Source organism: Pseudomonas sp. Irchel 3H7 (assembly GCF_900187605.1).
GTDB lineage: Bacteria > Pseudomonadota > Gammaproteobacteria > Pseudomonadales > Pseudomonadaceae > Aquipseudomonas.
On record NZ_FYEA01000025.1, the window covers coordinates 19,389 to 35,248 of the forward strand.

General features: G+C 58.2%; 20 protein-coding genes. 9 read left to right on the top strand and 11 right to left on the bottom strand.

Translation table 11 applies throughout. The features are described 5' to 3' along the window. Positions 1-223 precede the first annotated feature (223 nt). Positions 224-1,162: a D-alanyl-D-alanine endopeptidase gene (pbpG, locus tag CKW38_RS28930; protein WP_095114515.1), complete on the top strand. Its 939-nt coding sequence runs from the start codon at positions 224-226 to the stop codon at positions 1,160-1,162. A gap of 54 nt (positions 1,163-1,216) precedes the next feature. Here the strand turns inward: pbpG and CKW38_RS28935 are convergent, their stop codons facing one another. From CKW38_RS28935 to CKW38_RS28945, 3 genes are all read right to left on the bottom strand, one after another. Then, positions 1,217-1,423: a hypothetical protein gene (locus CKW38_RS28935; protein ID WP_095114516.1), complete on the bottom strand. Its 207-nt coding sequence runs from the start codon at positions 1,421-1,423 to the stop codon at positions 1,217-1,219. Between the two features lie 12 nt (positions 1,424-1,435). Then, the gene (locus CKW38_RS28940) at positions 1,436-1,642 is read right to left on the bottom strand and encodes a DUF6021 family protein (protein ID WP_007917337.1); all 207 of its coding nucleotides are present in this window, start codon (positions 1,640-1,642) and stop codon (positions 1,436-1,438) included. Between the two features lie 89 nt (positions 1,643-1,731). Then, positions 1,732-2,403 (bottom strand): peptidase C39 family protein, encoded by a 672-nt coding sequence (locus tag CKW38_RS28945; RefSeq protein WP_095114517.1) that lies wholly within the window; start codon positions 2,401-2,403, stop codon positions 1,732-1,734. Between the two features lie 234 nt (positions 2,404-2,637). On the opposite strand from CKW38_RS28945, the gene CKW38_RS30275 reads away from it, so the two are divergent. Then, positions 2,638-2,805, top strand: a complete 168-nt coding sequence (locus tag CKW38_RS30275) for a hypothetical protein (RefSeq protein ID WP_176472385.1) — start codon at positions 2,638-2,640, stop codon at positions 2,803-2,805. A 256-nt stretch (positions 2,806-3,061) separates the two neighbouring features. Here the strand turns inward: CKW38_RS30275 and CKW38_RS28955 are convergent, their stop codons facing one another. Next, positions 3,062-3,811, bottom strand: a complete 750-nt coding sequence (locus tag CKW38_RS28955) for a TerC family protein (RefSeq protein WP_007917342.1) — start codon at positions 3,809-3,811, stop codon at positions 3,062-3,064. A 29-nt stretch (positions 3,812-3,840) separates the two neighbouring features. After that, the gene (locus CKW38_RS28960; protein WP_007917343.1) at positions 3,841-4,083 is read right to left on the bottom strand and encodes a hypothetical protein; all 243 of its coding nucleotides are present in this window, start codon (positions 4,081-4,083) and stop codon (positions 3,841-3,843) included. 133 nt (positions 4,084-4,216) lie between these two features. Here CKW38_RS28960 and nhaR point away from each other — a divergent pair, with 133 nt between their 5' ends. After that, positions 4,217-5,116, top strand: a complete 900-nt coding sequence (gene nhaR / locus CKW38_RS28965) for a transcriptional activator NhaR (RefSeq protein WP_007917345.1) — start codon at positions 4,217-4,219, stop codon at positions 5,114-5,116. Here nhaR and CKW38_RS28970 read toward each other — a convergent pair. Continuing rightward, positions 5,111-6,274 (bottom strand): MFS transporter, encoded by a 1,164-nt coding sequence (locus CKW38_RS28970; RefSeq protein ID WP_095114519.1) that lies wholly within the window; start codon positions 6,272-6,274, stop codon positions 5,111-5,113. The genes nhaR and CKW38_RS28970 overlap by 6 nt on opposite strands. A gap of 336 nt (positions 6,275-6,610) precedes the next feature. Here CKW38_RS28970 and sstT point away from each other — a divergent pair, with 336 nt between their 5' ends. Continuing rightward, positions 6,611-7,843, top strand: coding sequence for a serine/threonine transporter SstT (sstT, locus tag CKW38_RS28975; RefSeq protein WP_038362813.1), 1,233 nt, complete (start codon positions 6,611-6,613; stop codon positions 7,841-7,843). 257 nt (positions 7,844-8,100) lie between these two features. On the opposite strand, the gene CKW38_RS28980 is transcribed toward sstT, so the two are convergent. Continuing rightward, positions 8,101-8,610, bottom strand: coding sequence for a DUF1993 family protein (locus CKW38_RS28980; RefSeq protein ID WP_007917351.1), 510 nt, complete (start codon positions 8,608-8,610; stop codon positions 8,101-8,103). Between the two features lie 125 nt (positions 8,611-8,735). Between CKW38_RS28980 and CKW38_RS28985 the strand changes: the two genes are divergently transcribed. Then, complete coding sequence (locus CKW38_RS28985; protein ID WP_007917353.1) at positions 8,736-9,383, top strand: YceH family protein; 648 nt, start codon at positions 8,736-8,738, stop codon at positions 9,381-9,383. 114 nt (positions 9,384-9,497) lie between these two features. Here the strand turns inward: CKW38_RS28985 and CKW38_RS28990 are convergent, their stop codons facing one another. Together CKW38_RS28990 and CKW38_RS28995 are read right to left on the bottom strand one after the other, a co-directional pair. Next, positions 9,498-10,016: a cupin domain-containing protein gene (locus CKW38_RS28990; protein WP_007917355.1), complete on the bottom strand. Its 519-nt coding sequence runs from the start codon at positions 10,014-10,016 to the stop codon at positions 9,498-9,500. A 211-nt stretch (positions 10,017-10,227) separates the two neighbouring features. Beyond that, the gene (locus CKW38_RS28995) at positions 10,228-11,046 is read right to left on the bottom strand and encodes a shikimate 5-dehydrogenase (protein WP_095114520.1); all 819 of its coding nucleotides are present in this window, start codon (positions 11,044-11,046) and stop codon (positions 10,228-10,230) included. A gap of 256 nt (positions 11,047-11,302) precedes the next feature. Here CKW38_RS28995 and CKW38_RS29000 point away from each other — a divergent pair, with 256 nt between their 5' ends. The 3 genes from CKW38_RS29000 (at position 11,303) to CKW38_RS29010 (ending at position 12,372) form a co-directional block, all read left to right on the top strand. Beyond that, positions 11,303-11,662 (top strand): hypothetical protein, encoded by a 360-nt coding sequence (locus CKW38_RS29000; protein ID WP_007917357.1) that lies wholly within the window; start codon positions 11,303-11,305, stop codon positions 11,660-11,662. A gap of 230 nt (positions 11,663-11,892) precedes the next feature. Further along, a complete protein-coding gene (locus tag CKW38_RS29005) occupies positions 11,893-12,087 on the top strand; it encodes a hypothetical protein (RefSeq protein WP_016984641.1) in 195 nt (64 codons plus the stop codon). Between the two features lie 102 nt (positions 12,088-12,189). Beyond that, a complete protein-coding gene (locus CKW38_RS29010) occupies positions 12,190-12,372 on the top strand; it encodes a hypothetical protein (protein ID WP_007917359.1) in 183 nt (60 codons plus the stop codon). On the opposite strand, the gene CKW38_RS29015 is transcribed toward CKW38_RS29010, so the two are convergent. After that, a complete protein-coding gene (locus CKW38_RS29015; protein WP_007917361.1) occupies positions 12,369-13,430 on the bottom strand; it encodes an AI-2E family transporter in 1,062 nt (353 codons plus the stop codon). The genes CKW38_RS29010 and CKW38_RS29015 overlap by 4 nt on opposite strands. A 111-nt stretch (positions 13,431-13,541) precedes the next feature. Continuing rightward, positions 13,542-14,228: a cysteine hydrolase family protein gene (locus CKW38_RS29020; RefSeq protein ID WP_095114521.1), complete on the bottom strand. Its 687-nt coding sequence runs from the start codon at positions 14,226-14,228 to the stop codon at positions 13,542-13,544. Positions 14,229-14,416: 188 nt separating this feature from the next. Here CKW38_RS29020 and yegQ point away from each other — a divergent pair, with 188 nt between their 5' ends. Next, entirely contained in the window at positions 14,417-15,805 is a 1,389-nt protein-coding gene (yegQ, locus tag CKW38_RS29025; protein WP_095114522.1) for a tRNA 5-hydroxyuridine modification protein YegQ, read from the top strand. The last annotated feature ends 55 nt before the right edge of the window (positions 15,806-15,860 follow it).

A 15,860-nucleotide genomic window follows, 5' to 3' on the forward strand; every position in this document is an offset into this window, starting at 1 on the left:
TTTCAGCAATAAGAAAAACCCGCCTTGTGCGGGTTTTTTCATGCCTGAGAAAAAACTGTAACCGTTCGCCGGAAACCCCTCTTTTTACAGGCCTTTTCACGAGTTTTTCAGGTCGTTCAAACAACCATCGACAGATCTTCAGCCATACTCCTAGAATGCGACGCTTTGAAGAAATAACCCGTTACAAACTAACGGAATATCCAACCTTTATGAGTTCGCCCGCGTGAAAATTCGTCTTTCGATTCTGAGCCTGTTTTTTGCTTTTACAGGCGCATTCATCACGCCAACGATCAACGCTGCGGAAACCACCGCTGCCCCCCGTGACGCTTCGACCCTGAAGATCGCCTCCGGCAGCGCCCTGCTCATGGATATGCAGACCAACAAAGTCATCTACTCCAGCAACCCTGACGTGATCGTACCGATTGCCTCCGTCAGTAAGTTGATGACCGGTTTGGTAGTGGTTGAAGCCCGGCAGAACATGGACGAATGGATCAATGTCGATATCAGCAACACACCGGAAATGCGCGGTGTGTTTTCCCGAGTCAAACTCAAGAGTGAACTGCCGCGCCGCGAGATGCTGCTGATCGCCTTGATGTCTTCGGAGAACCGCGCGGCCGCCAGCCTCGCGCACCACTACCCGGGAGGCTACGCCGCCTTTATCGCGGCGATGAACGCCAAAGCCAAGGCACTGGGCATGACCAGCACGCATTTCGTCGAACCGACAGGCCTGTCGGAGCGTAACGTTTCCACCGCCCGCGACCTGAGTAAGTTGCTGGTGGCCGCGCATAAGTATCCGCTCCTCAGCGAACTGACCACCACCAAGGAAAAAACCGTGTCGTTCCGTAAACCCAATTACACCCTGGGTTTCCGTAATACCGATCACTTGGTCAATAAAGCCGACTGGGACATCAAGATCACTAAAACCGGCTTCACCAACCCCGCCGGGCATTGCCTGGTGCTGGTGACGAAAATGGGCAATCGCCCGGTCGCTTTGGTGATTCTCGACGCGTTCGGCAAGTACACCCACTTTGCCGATGCCAGCCGCATCCGCAGCTGGGTGGAAACCGGCAGGAGCGCCAACGTCCCAGCCGTGGCCCAGCAATACAAGGCCGAGAAAAACCTCAAGTCGCGCCAGAGCGGCGTGGTTGAAGCCTCCAAGTAATCCTCCACGCAAGAAAAAGCCCCGAATCTTCGGGGCTTTTTTTTATCCGTTGAATCAGTCATTGGGCAACGGCATCTGGTCGTCATCAGGGATGCCATCGCCCGCGCTCGGATCCCGCGCAGGTTCCGGCGTCAACACGTTGGGCCGGGCCATCGGGTCGCGCAGCGGGCTGTCCGGGTCCAGCACCGGATCAATCTCCGGCTCTGGCGTGGTGGGCACACTGTCGGGTTTATGGTCGTCGAAGCTTGAATCAGTACTCATACGCACCTCGCATCAAGGTTTCAGATCAGCCAGGGGATCGTAGGGTTTGGCTGGTTTCCTGGGGTCTTCGCCTGGCTCAACGTCGAGAGGCGCCTTGGCGGGGCCGACAGGATCGACTTGCGGATCATCGAGGTCGGGCGAGTCCGGATCAAACCCCAGATCATCTCCCGAAGAATGCTCGGACGAATGCGGGCCTTTCGGTGCTTGGGAATCTGTCATATCGCCTCCTGATTCACCCGCGGAAAGCGGGTTCTATTCGTAGGAGGCTTGCCGGGCGCAGTCGTGCCCGGCAAATGACGAACGGAGACTCAGTGGGCTGCCAGCGCCTTGCGCGCCTGCGCCGCTTCGTTTTCCTGACCGGCCTGAGCCAGATCATCCGCCGCTTTGAGCCAGCGCTGTCGGTCGACGGCTGCGGGGATCTGCGACGGTTTCTGAATCAGCACGGCCCAGCCACCGGACTTTTCCAGTGCCGACTCAAAGGAACTGAAACTCATCAGCTCGCGACGGTTCATGCCGGCGCGCAGCAACACTTTCTGCTTATTGCGGTCGTAGCCGGACAGGATCGCGTAACGCGGTTCGGTCCAGAATGCCGAACCCTCGCTGAAACGCACCATCACCGGATAACCCGCTGCCACTTGCTTCAACAGCGCTGGCAGCTTGCTGTCCAGCGGGTACACCACCATGCCGTACTCACGGGCAAGGTTTTGCAGATTCTGCTGCAATTGGTCTTCGGCACCCGGCAGGTGCAATGGTTTCTCGAGCAGCCCCGGGGTAATCACGATGCCCTGCTGCGACAACAGGCTAGCCAGCACTTGCGGCCCGCTTTGATTGGCTTCACCGCGATAGAACGTGCCGCTGAGTTCGACCCGCTCCGGCAGACGCTTGACCTCGGGCGCAACACTGCCTGCACATCCGGCCAACACGGCCGCGCAACCCGCCACCAGCAGCGCCGCACGAATTCGAGAAAATACCTGCACCATCATCACTCTCTGTTCAGACGCCGGTCATCGTGTTCCGGCAACGCCTGCGATCATAGGGCCGCGCCAGGCTGCGGTATAGCCTTAAGCGGCAGACCCATCGATTGCATAGAGCAAACTGATTGGTCGCAATCGACCTTTGGTCAATAGTCTGAAACACCCCATTGTCTAGACTGTCACTGAAACAGAGCGAATTGAAAAAGCGTGCGCCCGATGCAGGGCGAAGAGGAGGCACTGATGAGCCTGACCATGACCATTGTGATGTTGATTGCCGGCTGGCTGGCCGTGGCTGCCGCCATGTTGTGGGGCGTGTTGCGAATTTCGCGACGCCACCATCATCCGGTTCAGCCTGCTGCGGTTGAGAAAACCGAGAAGCACAGCCCGCGTCACGCAACTGCGCACTGAGGCCAAACTTTAAAAGCAAAAGCCCCTCACCCTAGCCCTCTCCCGGAGGGAGAGGGGACTGATCGAGTCGCTATTGAGAAATACATCGACGTGAAATATCGAGCCGAACTCAGGTTTAAAAACCACGCAGATCGGCTCCCTCTCCCTTGGGAGAGGGCTGGGGTGAGGGGCTGGATCTATTCCACACTGCAAATCTTGAATCAAAAAAAACCGCCTGATCTCTAAGAGTTCAGGCGGTTTTTTGTACTTTCAGCAGTTACGCCTGCTCAGCCAGTTTCTTCTGCCTCGCCCGACGCGACATCATGTTCAGCACTTCAATCGCTGCCGAGAACGCCATCGCCGCATACACATAACCTTTCGGTACGTGGGCACCGAAGCCTTCAGCGATCAAGGTCATACCGATCATGATCAGGAAGCCCAGAGCCAGCATCACCACCGTCGGGTTGTCGTTGATGAACTTGGCCAGCGGCTCAGCAGCAAACAGCATCACCAGTACCGACACCACCACCGCGATGATCATGATCGGCAAGTGTTCGGTCATGCCGACCGCAGTAATGATGCTGTCGATCGAGAACACCATGTCGAGCATCAGGATCTGACCGATAGCGGCGGCAAAACCCAGGGTAACCGTCGAGGTCGCCGACTTCGGATCTTCCGGCGCCGGGTCCATGCTGTGATGGATTTCAGTCGTGGCCTTCCAGACCAGGAACAGACCACCGGCAATCAGGATCATGTCCTTCCAGGAGAACGCCTGGCCCAGAATCTCGATCACCGGCGCAGTCAGCTGCACGATGAAGGCGATGGTGCTCAACAGTGCCAGACGCAGAATCAACGCCATACCGATACCGATGCGGCGCGCTTTCTGCTGGTACTGCTTGGGCAGCTTGTTGGTCAGGATCGAGATAAAGATCAGGTTATCGATGCCGAGCACGATTTCCATCACCACCAAGGTGGCCAAAGCAACCCAGGCGGTGGGGCTGGCGGCGAGCTGTAACAGATATTCCATGGGTCAGTCCTGACTCTGTGTAAGACGAATTAGATGGTCTTGGAGGAAGATTCGGATTTTTCCGCATCTTTTTCCGGTGTTTCTTTCTTCTCGATCAGCCCGCCGGTGGCATCGCTGAGTGCTTGCTCGGCGGCTTTGTGGGTGTCGTCAATCGCTTGCTTGGCGCTTTCGGCAGCCTTGCCCATCAGTTGCTGAGCGCTTTTCTCGGCCTGATCGCAACCGGCCAGAAGCAGTAAAGACGTAAACATCAATGCTGGGATGGTGTATTTCATGAGGCTTCCTTCGAATGAACAGACAGGGTCACAGACCAGCCGTCGATGGCTGGGCATTCTAGGGAGATGAACACTTCAGGAAAATTCGTATTTTTAGCGGCTATACTTCGGTTTTCACGAACTGTAGAACGTCATGCTCAATTATCGACAACTGCATTACTTCTGGGTCGTAGCCAAGACCGGCAGCATCGTGCGCGCCTGCGAGCAACTGAACCTGACCCCACAAACCATCAGCGGGCAAATTTCACTGCTCGAACAGACGTATGGCATCGAGTTATTCAGACGGGTCGGCCGGCAACTCGAATTGACCGAAGCCGGACGCCAAGCCCTGCCCTACGCCGAGCAAATGTTTCAGCTGGGTGGCGAGCTGGAACTGATGCTGCGCGCACAACCCAACGAACAGCAGATCCTGTTCCGCGTCGGCGTGGCTGACGTGGTGCCGAAATCCATCGTCTATCGCCTGATCGCACCGACCATGGAGCTGAACGAACCACTGCGCATCACCTGCCGCGAAGACAAGCTCGAACGTTTGCTCGCCGATCTGGCCATCCAGCGTCTGGACCTGGTGATTTCCGACAGCCCGATGCCCTCGCACCTCGACATCAAGGGCTATAGCCAAAAGCTCGGTGAGTGCGGGATCAGTTTTTTCGCCACCCCGGAACTGGCAGCCAAATACGGCCAGGATTTCCCACGCAGCCTGCACGGTGCACCACTGTTGATTCCCGGGCCGGAAACCGTGGTGCGCAGCCGCTTGCAGCGCTGGTTTGCCGAGCAGCAGATCCAGCCGCAAATTGTCGGCGAATTCGATGACAGTGCCTTGATGCAGGCCTTCGGCCAATCCGGCAGCGGGATTTTTATCGGCCCGAGCGTGATTGCCGATGAGGTGAAGCGCCAGTATGGCGTCGAGCTGATTGGCCAGACTGACGCGGTGACCGAGTCGTTCTACGCCATTTCGGTGGAACGCAAGGTCAAGCACCCCGGCATCGTTGCGATTACCGAAGGTGCCCGACGCGAGCTGTTTACCGCGTTATGAGGCCTCGGCGCACATTTCGCGCGGTTTGAGCGTCATCAGCACCATGGCGAGGAACACCGACAGCAAAATGAACCCGGCGGCGGCAAAGCCAAGGAAGCCCAGACCCGCGCTGTCGATGACCCGACCACCGACGATGGCGCCCAGGCCGATCCCCAGATTGGCCCCGGCGATGTTCAACGAGGCGGCAAAGGCCGGCGCTTCCGGCGCCGCTTTCATCAGGCGCACGTGGCTGACCAGGAACAACGCAGCCTGGGTTACGCCCCAGATCCCCATCGCCACCGCCAAGCCCAGCGGCGAATGAATGTTCGGCACCAGCGAGACCATGCCGGCAATCATGAACGCGCAGAACAACACCGACGCCCCCAGCGGATGCTTATCGACCGCACGACCGCCCAGCGAGTTACCGATCAACCCGACCGCACCGAAGGCCATCAGGCACCAACCGACGACAGTGCCGTTGAACCCGGCGAGGCGCTCAAGAATGTCGGCCAGATACGTGTAAGCGGTAAACATGCCGCTGAACACCAGAATCGACAGCAGGATATGGCCGATCATCAGCGGACTGCGCAGGATTTTGAATTGCGAGCGGAAGCTGACCTGGTGCTGGTGCAGACTGGTTTTCGGCAGATAAACAAACAGCAACAAGGCTTTGGCAAAAGCTATCACCGCCAAAATCCCAAAGGCACTGCGCCAGCCGAACGCATCGGAAATCAGCGTGCCGACTGGAATGCCGAACACCGTGGCGCAGACAATGCCAAAACCGATCTTGGCAATCGCGCGACCGGCGAAATCCGGACCGACGATGTCCACGGCAGTCTCACTGGCCAAGGCCCAGAACACCGGCAGACCGAGCGCCGGGATCAACCGGGCAATCGCCATCACCCAGATATTCGGCGCCAGCGCCGCCACGGTATTGGCCAGACCAAACATGATCAGGATGCTGATAAACAGCTTGCGCCGCTCGAAGCGGGCGAAATACGCGGTCAGGAAAGGCCCGAACATCGCCACCGTGAAGGCGAACAAAGTCACCAGCAACCCGGCCTGCGGGATGGTGACTTCGAGGTCTCGGGCAATCGCCGGCAACAGGCCGACGATGACGAATTCCGTGGTCAGCACCGTGAAGCCGGCGGCGGACAACAGAAGAATGGGCAACAGCATGCGCAACTCCAGCAAAACGACGACACCAGCGTTGACCCGGAGGCCCGCTGGCAGAGTTTGAAAATAAGGATGCGCAATCCTAACAGAGTGTGTCCGGGCTGACTTGCACAAACCTGCCGACTTTGTTGCCTGATCCGGTGGCAGATCGTCACATGCCTGAAGGATAAGGCCTACGCTGTGATAAAGTCCGCGCCCTGAAAAACGTACGGCCTGTTCAACGACCGGCTTATTGGCGTTGATGTCGCGTCAACACTTTCGGTTCGTGGCGGTGGTCTGCCCCTGTTTTGCCATCGCTTTACGCAACCTTGCACCCTATAAAAAATCAGAGATGCCGCTATGACCGCTTCATCCCCTTCTCTATTGCAACGCCTCAAGAACCTCAGCTTGGTCACGCAGATCCTCATTGGCCTGATCGCCGGTATCGCCCTGGCGCTGTTCGCCCCGGAAGCGGCGAAAGGCACGGCGTTCATAGGTAAAGTATTCGTATCGGCGTTGAAAGCCGTCGCACCGATTCTGGTGTTCGTGCTGGTAATGGCCTCGATTGCCAACCACAAGCACGGCCAGGAAACCCATATCCGCCCGATCCTGTTCCTCTATTTGCTGGGCACCTTCGCGGCAGCAGTTGTGGCAGTGGTCGCGAGCATGGCGTTCCCGTCGCACCTGGTGTTGTCGACCGACAACGTTTCGGTGACGGCGCCGGGCGGTATCGGCGAAGTGCTGCAGAGCCTGCTGTTGAGCGTGGTCGACAACCCGGTCAGCGCGCTGATGAACGCCAACTTCATCGGCATTCTGGCCTGGGCGATCGGCATGGGCATCGCGATCCGCCATGCCGGCGACACCACCCGCGAAGTGCTGGGTGATCTGTCCAACGGCGTGACCTTGATCGTGCGAGTGGTGATTCGCTTCGCGCCGCTGGGCATTTTCGGTCTGGTGGCTTCGACGCTGGCTACGTCCGGCTTCGGCGCGCTGATCGGTTACGCGCACCTGCTGGCCGTGCTGCTCGGCTGCATGCTGTTCGTCGCGCTGGTGATGAACCCGCTGATCGTGTTCTGGAAACTGCGTCGCAACCCGTATCCGCTGACCCTCAAGTGCCTGCGTGAGAGCGGTATCACTGCATTTTTCACCCGCAGCTCGGCGGCCAATATTCCGGTCAATCTGGAATTGAGCAAGCGTCTGGGCCTGCATGAAGACACCTATTCGGTGTCTATCCCGCTGGGCGCGACCATCAATATGGCCGGTGCGGCGATTACCATTACCGTGTTGACGCTGGCGGCCGTGCACACATTGGGTATTGCCGTGGACATTCCGACGGCGATTCTGCTCAGCGTTGTCGCCGCGATTTGCGCGTGTGGCGCGTCGGGTGTGGCGGGTGGTTCGTTGCTGTTGATTCCGTTGGCGTGCAGCCTGTTTGGCATTCCGAGTGAGATTGCCATGCAGGTGGTGGCGGTCGGTTTCATTATTGGCGTGTTGCAGGACTCGGCGGAGACGGCGCTGAACTCGTCGACTGACGTGCTGTTTACCGCAGCGGCGTGCCTGGGTGAAGAAGCGAAAGCCCAACGTACGGCTTGATATTCGCTGTAATGAAAAGCCCGCCATGGTGTGAACCTTGGCGGGCTTTTTTGTGGCTGAGATCTTTTCCCCCTCACCCCAACCCTCTCCCCCCAAGGGGGGCGAGGGGGAAAGGGAGCTGATTTGTATGCTGTTCAAGACTTGAGTTCGACTTGATAGTTCAGGTCGGTGTAACTCGAACAAACAACACCGTCAGTCCCCTCTCCCTCTGGGAGAGGGCTAGGCGGGCGGCGTTCCGATGAGGGGCTTTTGACTTTTTAGAACGCGCCCATGTAATCACGCTTGCCCACTTCAACGCCGTTATGACGCAGCAGCGCATAAGTGGTGGTGACGTGGAAGAAGAATTGCGGCAGACCGTAAGTCAGCAGATAAGCCTGACCGCTGAAGCGCTTTTCTTTCGGCGTGCCCGGACGGGTGACGATTTCAATGCCTTCCTTGCCATCAATCTGCTCTGGCTTGATCTCGCCGATGTAGGCCAGCACCTTGGCAATCAGAGCTTGCAGCTCGGCGAAGGTGGTTTCGGTATCGTCGTACTTCGGCACTTCAACTTCAGCCAGACGCGAGGAAACGCCTTTGGCGAAGTCCACGGCGATCTGTACCTGGCGGGTCAACGGGAACATGTCCGGGAACAGACGGGCCTGCAGGAACGCGTTCGGGTCGATGTTTTTCTCGGTGGCGTGGGCTTCAGCCTTTTTCAGCACATCGCTCAAAGCGTTGAGCATTTGTTGAAAAACCGGGACAGATGCGGCGTACAGGGAAATGGTCATGGCAGTCTCGTGTGGTGGCTGGGTGGAACAAGGAGGCGATTATAGCCATGCTTGATGACCACACGGCTTGCCTTTTGTTTGGCAAGGATTAGGCTAGGCGCCTTCGACTGCAGAGGGAACGCGCGATGACCACAGAACCAGAATCCACCTTCGACGAGCCACGGCTCAATGCCACGGAGATTCGCATCCTCGGCTCGTTGATCGAGAAACAAGCCACCAGTCCGGAAACCTATCCGCTGACCCTGAATGCACTGGTCACGGCGTGTAATCAGAAAACCAGCCGCGAACCGGTGATGAACCTGACTCCGGGCCAGGTCGGCCAGAGCCTGCGCGCACTGGAAGGTCGTGGTTTCGCCAAACTGGTAATGGGCAGTCGTGCCGACCGCTGGGAGCACAAGGTCGACAAGGCGCTGGAACTGGTGCCGGCGCAAGTGATTCTGAGCGGTTTGATGTTTCTGCGCGGCCCGCAAACCGTCAATGAACTGCTGACCCGCAGTGGGCGCATGCATGAATTTGAAGACACCGAGCAGGTGGTGCATCAACTTGAGCGTTTGATTGCGCGGGGGCTGGCGGTACTGATTCCACGTCAGGCCGGGCAGCGCGAAGATCGCTACACCCATGCTCTGGGTGATCCGGCGGATAGCGAGGCGATCATGGCGGCACGGCAGAACCCGTCGGATCGCGGTACCAGCAGTGGCGTTTCGGTTGAGCGTATTGAAGAGCTGGAAGCGCGGATTGCCGCGCTGGAAGAGCGTCTGGCCCGCCTCGAATAGCCAAACAAAACCAATGTAGGAGTGAGCCTGCCCGCGATAGCGGTGTGTCAGTCAAATTACCGTTAATGACACACCGCTATCGCGAGCAGGCTCACTCCTACAGGGATCTGCGCATTACTCGCCATCCCAGTAATCCACACCGTCCGCCTGCCGTGCCACAGCCACAAAACCTGAGGCATTGCCCTCGGCATCGACGTTGAAGTTATCCATCACCGCATACTTGTTCGAATCCGGGTACTCGCAGATTTCCGGCTGTTGCTGGGTACTCACCGCCAGATAACGCAGTTCGGCCTGACTGGTATTGATGATCTGATGCGCCTTCTCCGGGCCGCCCGGCGGGCAAGCGATCACATCGCCTTCGCGGATCGGAAAACGCTCCGTACCAAGACGCACCTCGCCCTCCCCGGCCACCACGTAGAACATCTCTTCGTTGACCCGATGACTGTGAAACGGACTGCCGCGCATGCCCGGAGGCAAGGCGTACAGGCGATAACCGAGTTTCTGCGAACCCAGTTGCTGGCCAATCCGCGCCATGCGCTGCTGATAGCGCCCGGCGGTTTCGCCTTCCGGGGCCAGGGCTTCGGGCAGGGGTTCGAGTTCGACCTGATGCAGGTTGAGGATGGGCGGATGCATGGGAGCCTCGGTCACGGTTTTTGTGGTGGGCAAGTCTGGGCTTGCTGGGGAGGCAGTATAGGCAGCAGGATAAACCGAGGTGAATTCATCGCTGGCAAGCCAGCTCTCACAGGTTTCGGGTTGGAACACAAATCTGTGAGCAGCTCCCATACCTTGTGGGAGCTGGCTTGCCAGCGATGAGGCCAGTTAACTCACTGCATAATTATGAGAATCAGCTCCGGGCAAACGCCACGGCCGCCGCAAATTGCTCTTCAGTCGGGCGCACGCCGGTGTACAGCACAAACTGCTCCAGCGCTTGAATCGCAATCACCTCAAGCCCGGTAATTACCTTTTTGCCATCGGATCGAGCGCGCACGATCAACGGTGTCTCCGACGGAATCGCCACCACATCAAACACCGTATCCGCAGCCTTGATCGCCTCAGGCTCAAACGCCAGTTGCCCCGCCTCCGGCCCGCCATCCATGCCCACCGGCGTCACATTGATCAGCATCTGCGGACGCTCCTCGCCCAGTTCCGCCTGCCAGCGATAACCCAGCGAATCCGCCAAGGCACGCCCGGCGCGCTCGTTGCGGGCGACGATCAAACCGTTTTTATAACCGCCATCTCGCAAGGCGCTGGCCACCGCTTTGGCCATGCCGCCGCTGCCACGCAGGGCGAAGGTCGAATCCTTGGGCACCGCGTGGGTTTCCAGCAACTGCGCGACAGCAATGTAATCGGTGTTGTAAGCCTTCAGATGGCCGTCGGTATTGACGATGGTGTTGATCGACTGGATCGCTGCCGCCGACGCATCCAACTCATCGACCAGCGCAATGCACGCTTCCTTGAACGGCATCGACACGCCGCAACCGCGAATGCCCAAAGCGCGAATGCCGCCCACGGCACCCGTCAAATCCTGGCTGCTGAACGCCTTGTAATAGAAATTCAGGCCCAACTGCTCATACAAATGGTTATGAAAACGCAGACCGAAATTCCCCGGGCGCCCTGACAGGGACATGCACAGCTGGGTGTCTTTGTTCGGGTTCATCTGCATGAAACTTCTCCTTCAAACGCACTTTCGGATAAACGGGATTAGCCAGTCCATCGGCTTCTGAACGATCATTGAGGCCTGTTTTAAACGGGTTCTGTGCCCCTCGCACGGCCCGGTAAAGAAGCCGGTACAGACCTTACACAAAATTTACCCAGCGGCTGTGCTGATTTTCAGAATTTCGCTGTCTTAGAAGTATCCCCGCGACAACTGTGGGCCTGGTGCAGGCCCTGCCGCCGGGTCGAAGAACCGAGGACTTATCATGATTCGTAAACTCCCCATTCTGGCCTTGCTGATTGGCGCACTCGCTGTCACAGGTCAGGCAGAAGCCGGTGGTGGCCACGGCTGGCAAGGCCCTGCGGTGTTTGGCGCGATCGTCGGCTCGGCCATCATCGGCTCGGCACTGATCAACCAGGATCGGCCGGTATACGTGCAACAACAGCCGGTTTATGTTCAGCCACAACCGGTCTACGTGCAGCAGCCGCCACCACCGGTCTACTACCAGCCGGCACCGGTGTATGTGCAACAACCGGTGTACATCCAACAGGCCCCCGTCTACTACGGCCCGCCTCGCGGTTATTACGGCCGGCCACATGGCTACTACGGTGGCCCACGCTGGTAATCGCAACACTGAGCCCTGCTTTTATAGCGGGGCTTTTTTATGACCGTTGGTCGGCCAGCGTCTGAAAAAATCTCGCCAAGGTCGCTGTGAGGACAGTTTCACCGGCTAAAGTCGGCATGATTGAGTGACCGTTATGTACATTTACGCAGAACGGTCACTCGTTTGTCATGACGGAACCGCAATCTGAATCCGTCCGTAAACAACAAGTTGATAACAACAAGGACGACTGTATGCCAACACAAAACCCGCACCGCATCGTCGGCCTGTGCACCTCAAGCAAGGTGTACAGCGCGCTGACCGAACTCAAGCACCTGGAAGGCCATCGCTGCGCCAAGTTCCTTTCGCTGCTGGCGGAAAACCTCGTGCACAAAGGTTTGCTCAACGAACGCGAAGTCATGCACATGCTCGATCAAGTGGTCGACTGAGCCAGCCCTCAACGGCATCAATGACCACTATCGAAAGCGTTGATTGTCCGTAGAAGCGACGACTCATTAAGGTAGCTCCATTGATAGATGGAGGTACCCGTCATGGCTCAGGTTCAAATCATGTCCGTTATCGGCAGCGCCGTTCCCGCCTCGCTCAGAGCCTCGGGCCTGCTTGCTTGCTGGTATCTGATGCGCGACGGTGAAGCGATCAGCGGCCCGCTCACTTCGCTGCCCGCTGCGCAGGCACTGTCGCAGAAGATCGTCAGCGAGCCGTTTCACGCTTAAGGCAGTTGCACCTTAGGCTTGGTTTCGGCGAACAGCGCCCAGCTCGACATGAACAACGCCGCGATCAGCGGGCCGATCACAAAACCATTCAGGCCGAATACCGCAAGGCCACCCAGAGTCGAGATCAGAATCATGTAATCGGGCATTTTGGTGTCCTTGCCCACCAGAATCGGTCGCATCACGTTGTCCACCAACCCGATCACAAACACCCCAAACAAGCCCAGCACCACGCCCTGCCAGATCATCCCGCTGAGCAGGAAATACACCGCGACCGGCGCCCAGACAATCCCCGCGCCCACTGCTGGCAGCAACGACAAAAACCCCATCAAGACCGCCCACAGCAAGGCGCTGGGGATGTCGAGAAACCAGAAAATCGCTCCGCCCAGCGCGCCCTGAGTCACCGCGACTACGAGATTGCCCTTCACCGTCGCGCGTACCACGCGGTTGAACTTCAACTGCAAGCGCCGCTTGTGGCCTTCCTCCAGTGGCACGGCAGTGCGCACCTTGCGCGCCAGTTCGGCGCCGTCACGCAGAAAGAAAAACAGCAGATACAGCATGATGAAGAAACTCACCACGAACTCGAACGTACCTTGGCCAAAACTGAACGCTTGAGTGGCCAGGACCTGGCTGCCCTGCATCGCCGATTTGACGATTTTCTCACGCAAGCCATTGAGTTCGCCCATGCCGAAGCGGTCGAGCAAGTGCTGAAAGTACGGCGGCAGACTGTGCTTGAATTGCGCCAGATACGCGGCGATGTCCAGCTCGCCGCTTTCGATGCTCTTGTAGACCGCTGCGCCTTCCTGCACCAGCAGCACACTGAGGATGATCACCGGAAGAATCGCGATCACCAGGCAGACCGCCAAGGTACACAGGGACGTCAGGTTGCGCTGCCAGCCGAATTTCGCCTGCAGCCGGCGCTGCATCGGCGCAAACACAATGCCGAGAATCACCGCCCAGAACACCGCGCCGTAGAACGGCAGGAGGATCCAGATAAACGCCACCGTGACCAGCAACAGCAGCACGGTGAGCGATTTGAATTGAAGGCTTTTTTCGTTCATGTCCGATCCATGTCAGTCAGGCGTCATGCACGCCCCGATGCTTAGTCAACCGGGGCCTGCACGAGTGCCATCTTTATTCATGGAGCATAGTTGCGGATCAGCGCAAGCCGATTAACGAACCGGCAACTTGACGATTTCAGCCGTGCTCAGCACATCGCCGAAGGTGTCCTCGACTTCCGCCAGTGCGGCTTTGTGCAAGGCATCCTTGTCGATGGATGTGCCATTGACGCGGGTGATCGCACGGGTCGCCGAGGCGTCGGAGGCGACGATCACGCTGTAACCGAGTGGCGCCGCGTCCCGCGCGGCACCGGCGACGCAAGCGTGGGTCATCAGGCCCGCGACGATGACCGTGTTGATGCCGGATTGCTTCAGCCGTTCGTTCAGATCGGTGCTGCCGAACACGCTGACCGTGGTCTTTTGCAGCACCGCATCCTTCGCGCGTGGCTGCATGTCCGGGTGAAATTTCACGGTTTCGCCATCGATGGCAAACACCGCCGAGCCTGCCGGGGCGATATGTTGAACGTGGTACACGGGGATCTTGTGGCTGTCGGCAAACGTGATCAACTCACGGGTTTTCGCCAGCGCAGCGACACCGTCCGGAATCGGCATCCTGCCGGTGAAGTATTCGTTTTGAAAATCGATCACCAACAAGGCGGACTTGCCGGCCGGTAACTGGCTGACCGGTGTGGCCCCGGACATTGCGCGAATGGTCGGATGGTTGTCTGCCAGTGCACCGGTGCTGGCCAACACACCGGAAAATGCACAGGCGCTGAGGAAACGACGGGTAAAACGTTGCATGGCGAGTGCCTCTGTTCAGTTAAGTGATGAACAAAGCTTAAGCAGCTGCCAGACCGTCGAACACAGTGAAACCGGCACATGATTTGTGCTGTTTCTGCACAAACAGAAACTGCCAAAACCTAGATCCAGATCAATGCTCGCCATTGGTACCCGTTCTACCCTGCCGCGCTTTTACGACCGACACCGCCATGACGCCGACCCTCGCCACCCCCGAACTGCTCGCCCCCGCCGGCACCCTGAAAAACATGCGCTACGCCTTCGCCTATGGTGCCGATGCGGTCTACGCCGGCCAACCGCGATACAGCCTGCGGGTGCGCAACAATGAATTCGATCACGCCAATCTGGCACTGGGCATTCGCGAAGCCCAGGCACAGGGCAAGCGCTTCTATGTCGTCGTCAACATCGCGCCGCACAACGCCAAGTTGAAGACCTTCCTCAAGGATCTGGCGCCGGTGATCGAGATGGCGCCGGATGCGCTGATCATGTCTGACCCGGGCCTGATCATGCTGGTGCGCCGGCATTTCCCGCAGATGCCGATCCACCTGTCGGTGCAGGCCAATACGGTGAACTGGGCGAGCGTCGAGTTTTGGCAACAACAGGGTTTGAGCCGGATCATCCTGTCGCGGGAATTGTCGCTGGAAGAAATCGGCGAAATTCGCGAACAAGTGCCGGGCATGGAACTGGAAGTGTTCGTTCATGGCGCATTGTGCATGGCTTACTCCGGGCGCTGCCTGCTGTCGGGTTACCTGAACAAACGCGATGCCAATCAGGGCACCTGCACCAACGCCTGTCGCTGGAAATACTCGGCGCAAGCGGCCACGGAAAATCAACTCGGCGACATCGTCCAGACCTTCCAGCCCGAGCCGACCCTGGGCCTCGGCGCTCCTACCGATCAGGTGTTCCTGCTACAGGAAGCCAACCGCCCCGATGAATTGATGCCGGCATTCGAAGACGAGCACGGCACCTACATCATGAACGCCAAGGACCTGCGCGCGGTGCAGCACGTCGAGCGCCTGACGCGCATGGGCGTGCATTCTTTGAAGATTGAAGGCCGGACCAAATCGCACTTCTATTGCGCGCGCACCACGCAGGTGTATCGCCGGGCGATTGATGATGCGGTGGCCGGGCGTGAGTTTGATCGCAGCCTGATGACGGACTTGGAGTCGCTGGCGCAGCGTGGCTACACCGAGGGTTTTCTGCGTCGGCATGTGCATGACGAGTACCAGAATTATCAAAATGGCAGCTCGGTATCGGAGCGTCAGCAGTTTGTGGGTGAGCTGACAGGGGAGCGGCGTGAGGGGCTGGCCGAGGTCAAGGTGAAGAACCGTTTTGGTCTTGGTGATCATCTGGAATTGATGACGCCCACGGGCAATTTTCATTTTGATCTGCGTGAGTTGCAGAGTGTTAAGGGTGAGGCGATCGAGGTGGCGCCGGGGGATGGGCACACGGTTTTTGTGCCGATTCCGGAGGCGGTGGATTTGCGGTTTGGGTTGTTGATGCGGGAGTGCAGTGGTCTAATTTCCCCGGACACCCCGATAGGTGGAAAATACATCTATCGAGGAGTTATTCATGACTAAAAAACGCAGGGCATTCGACGACAGCTTCAAGCTGCAAGTCGTGAAGATGATCAAG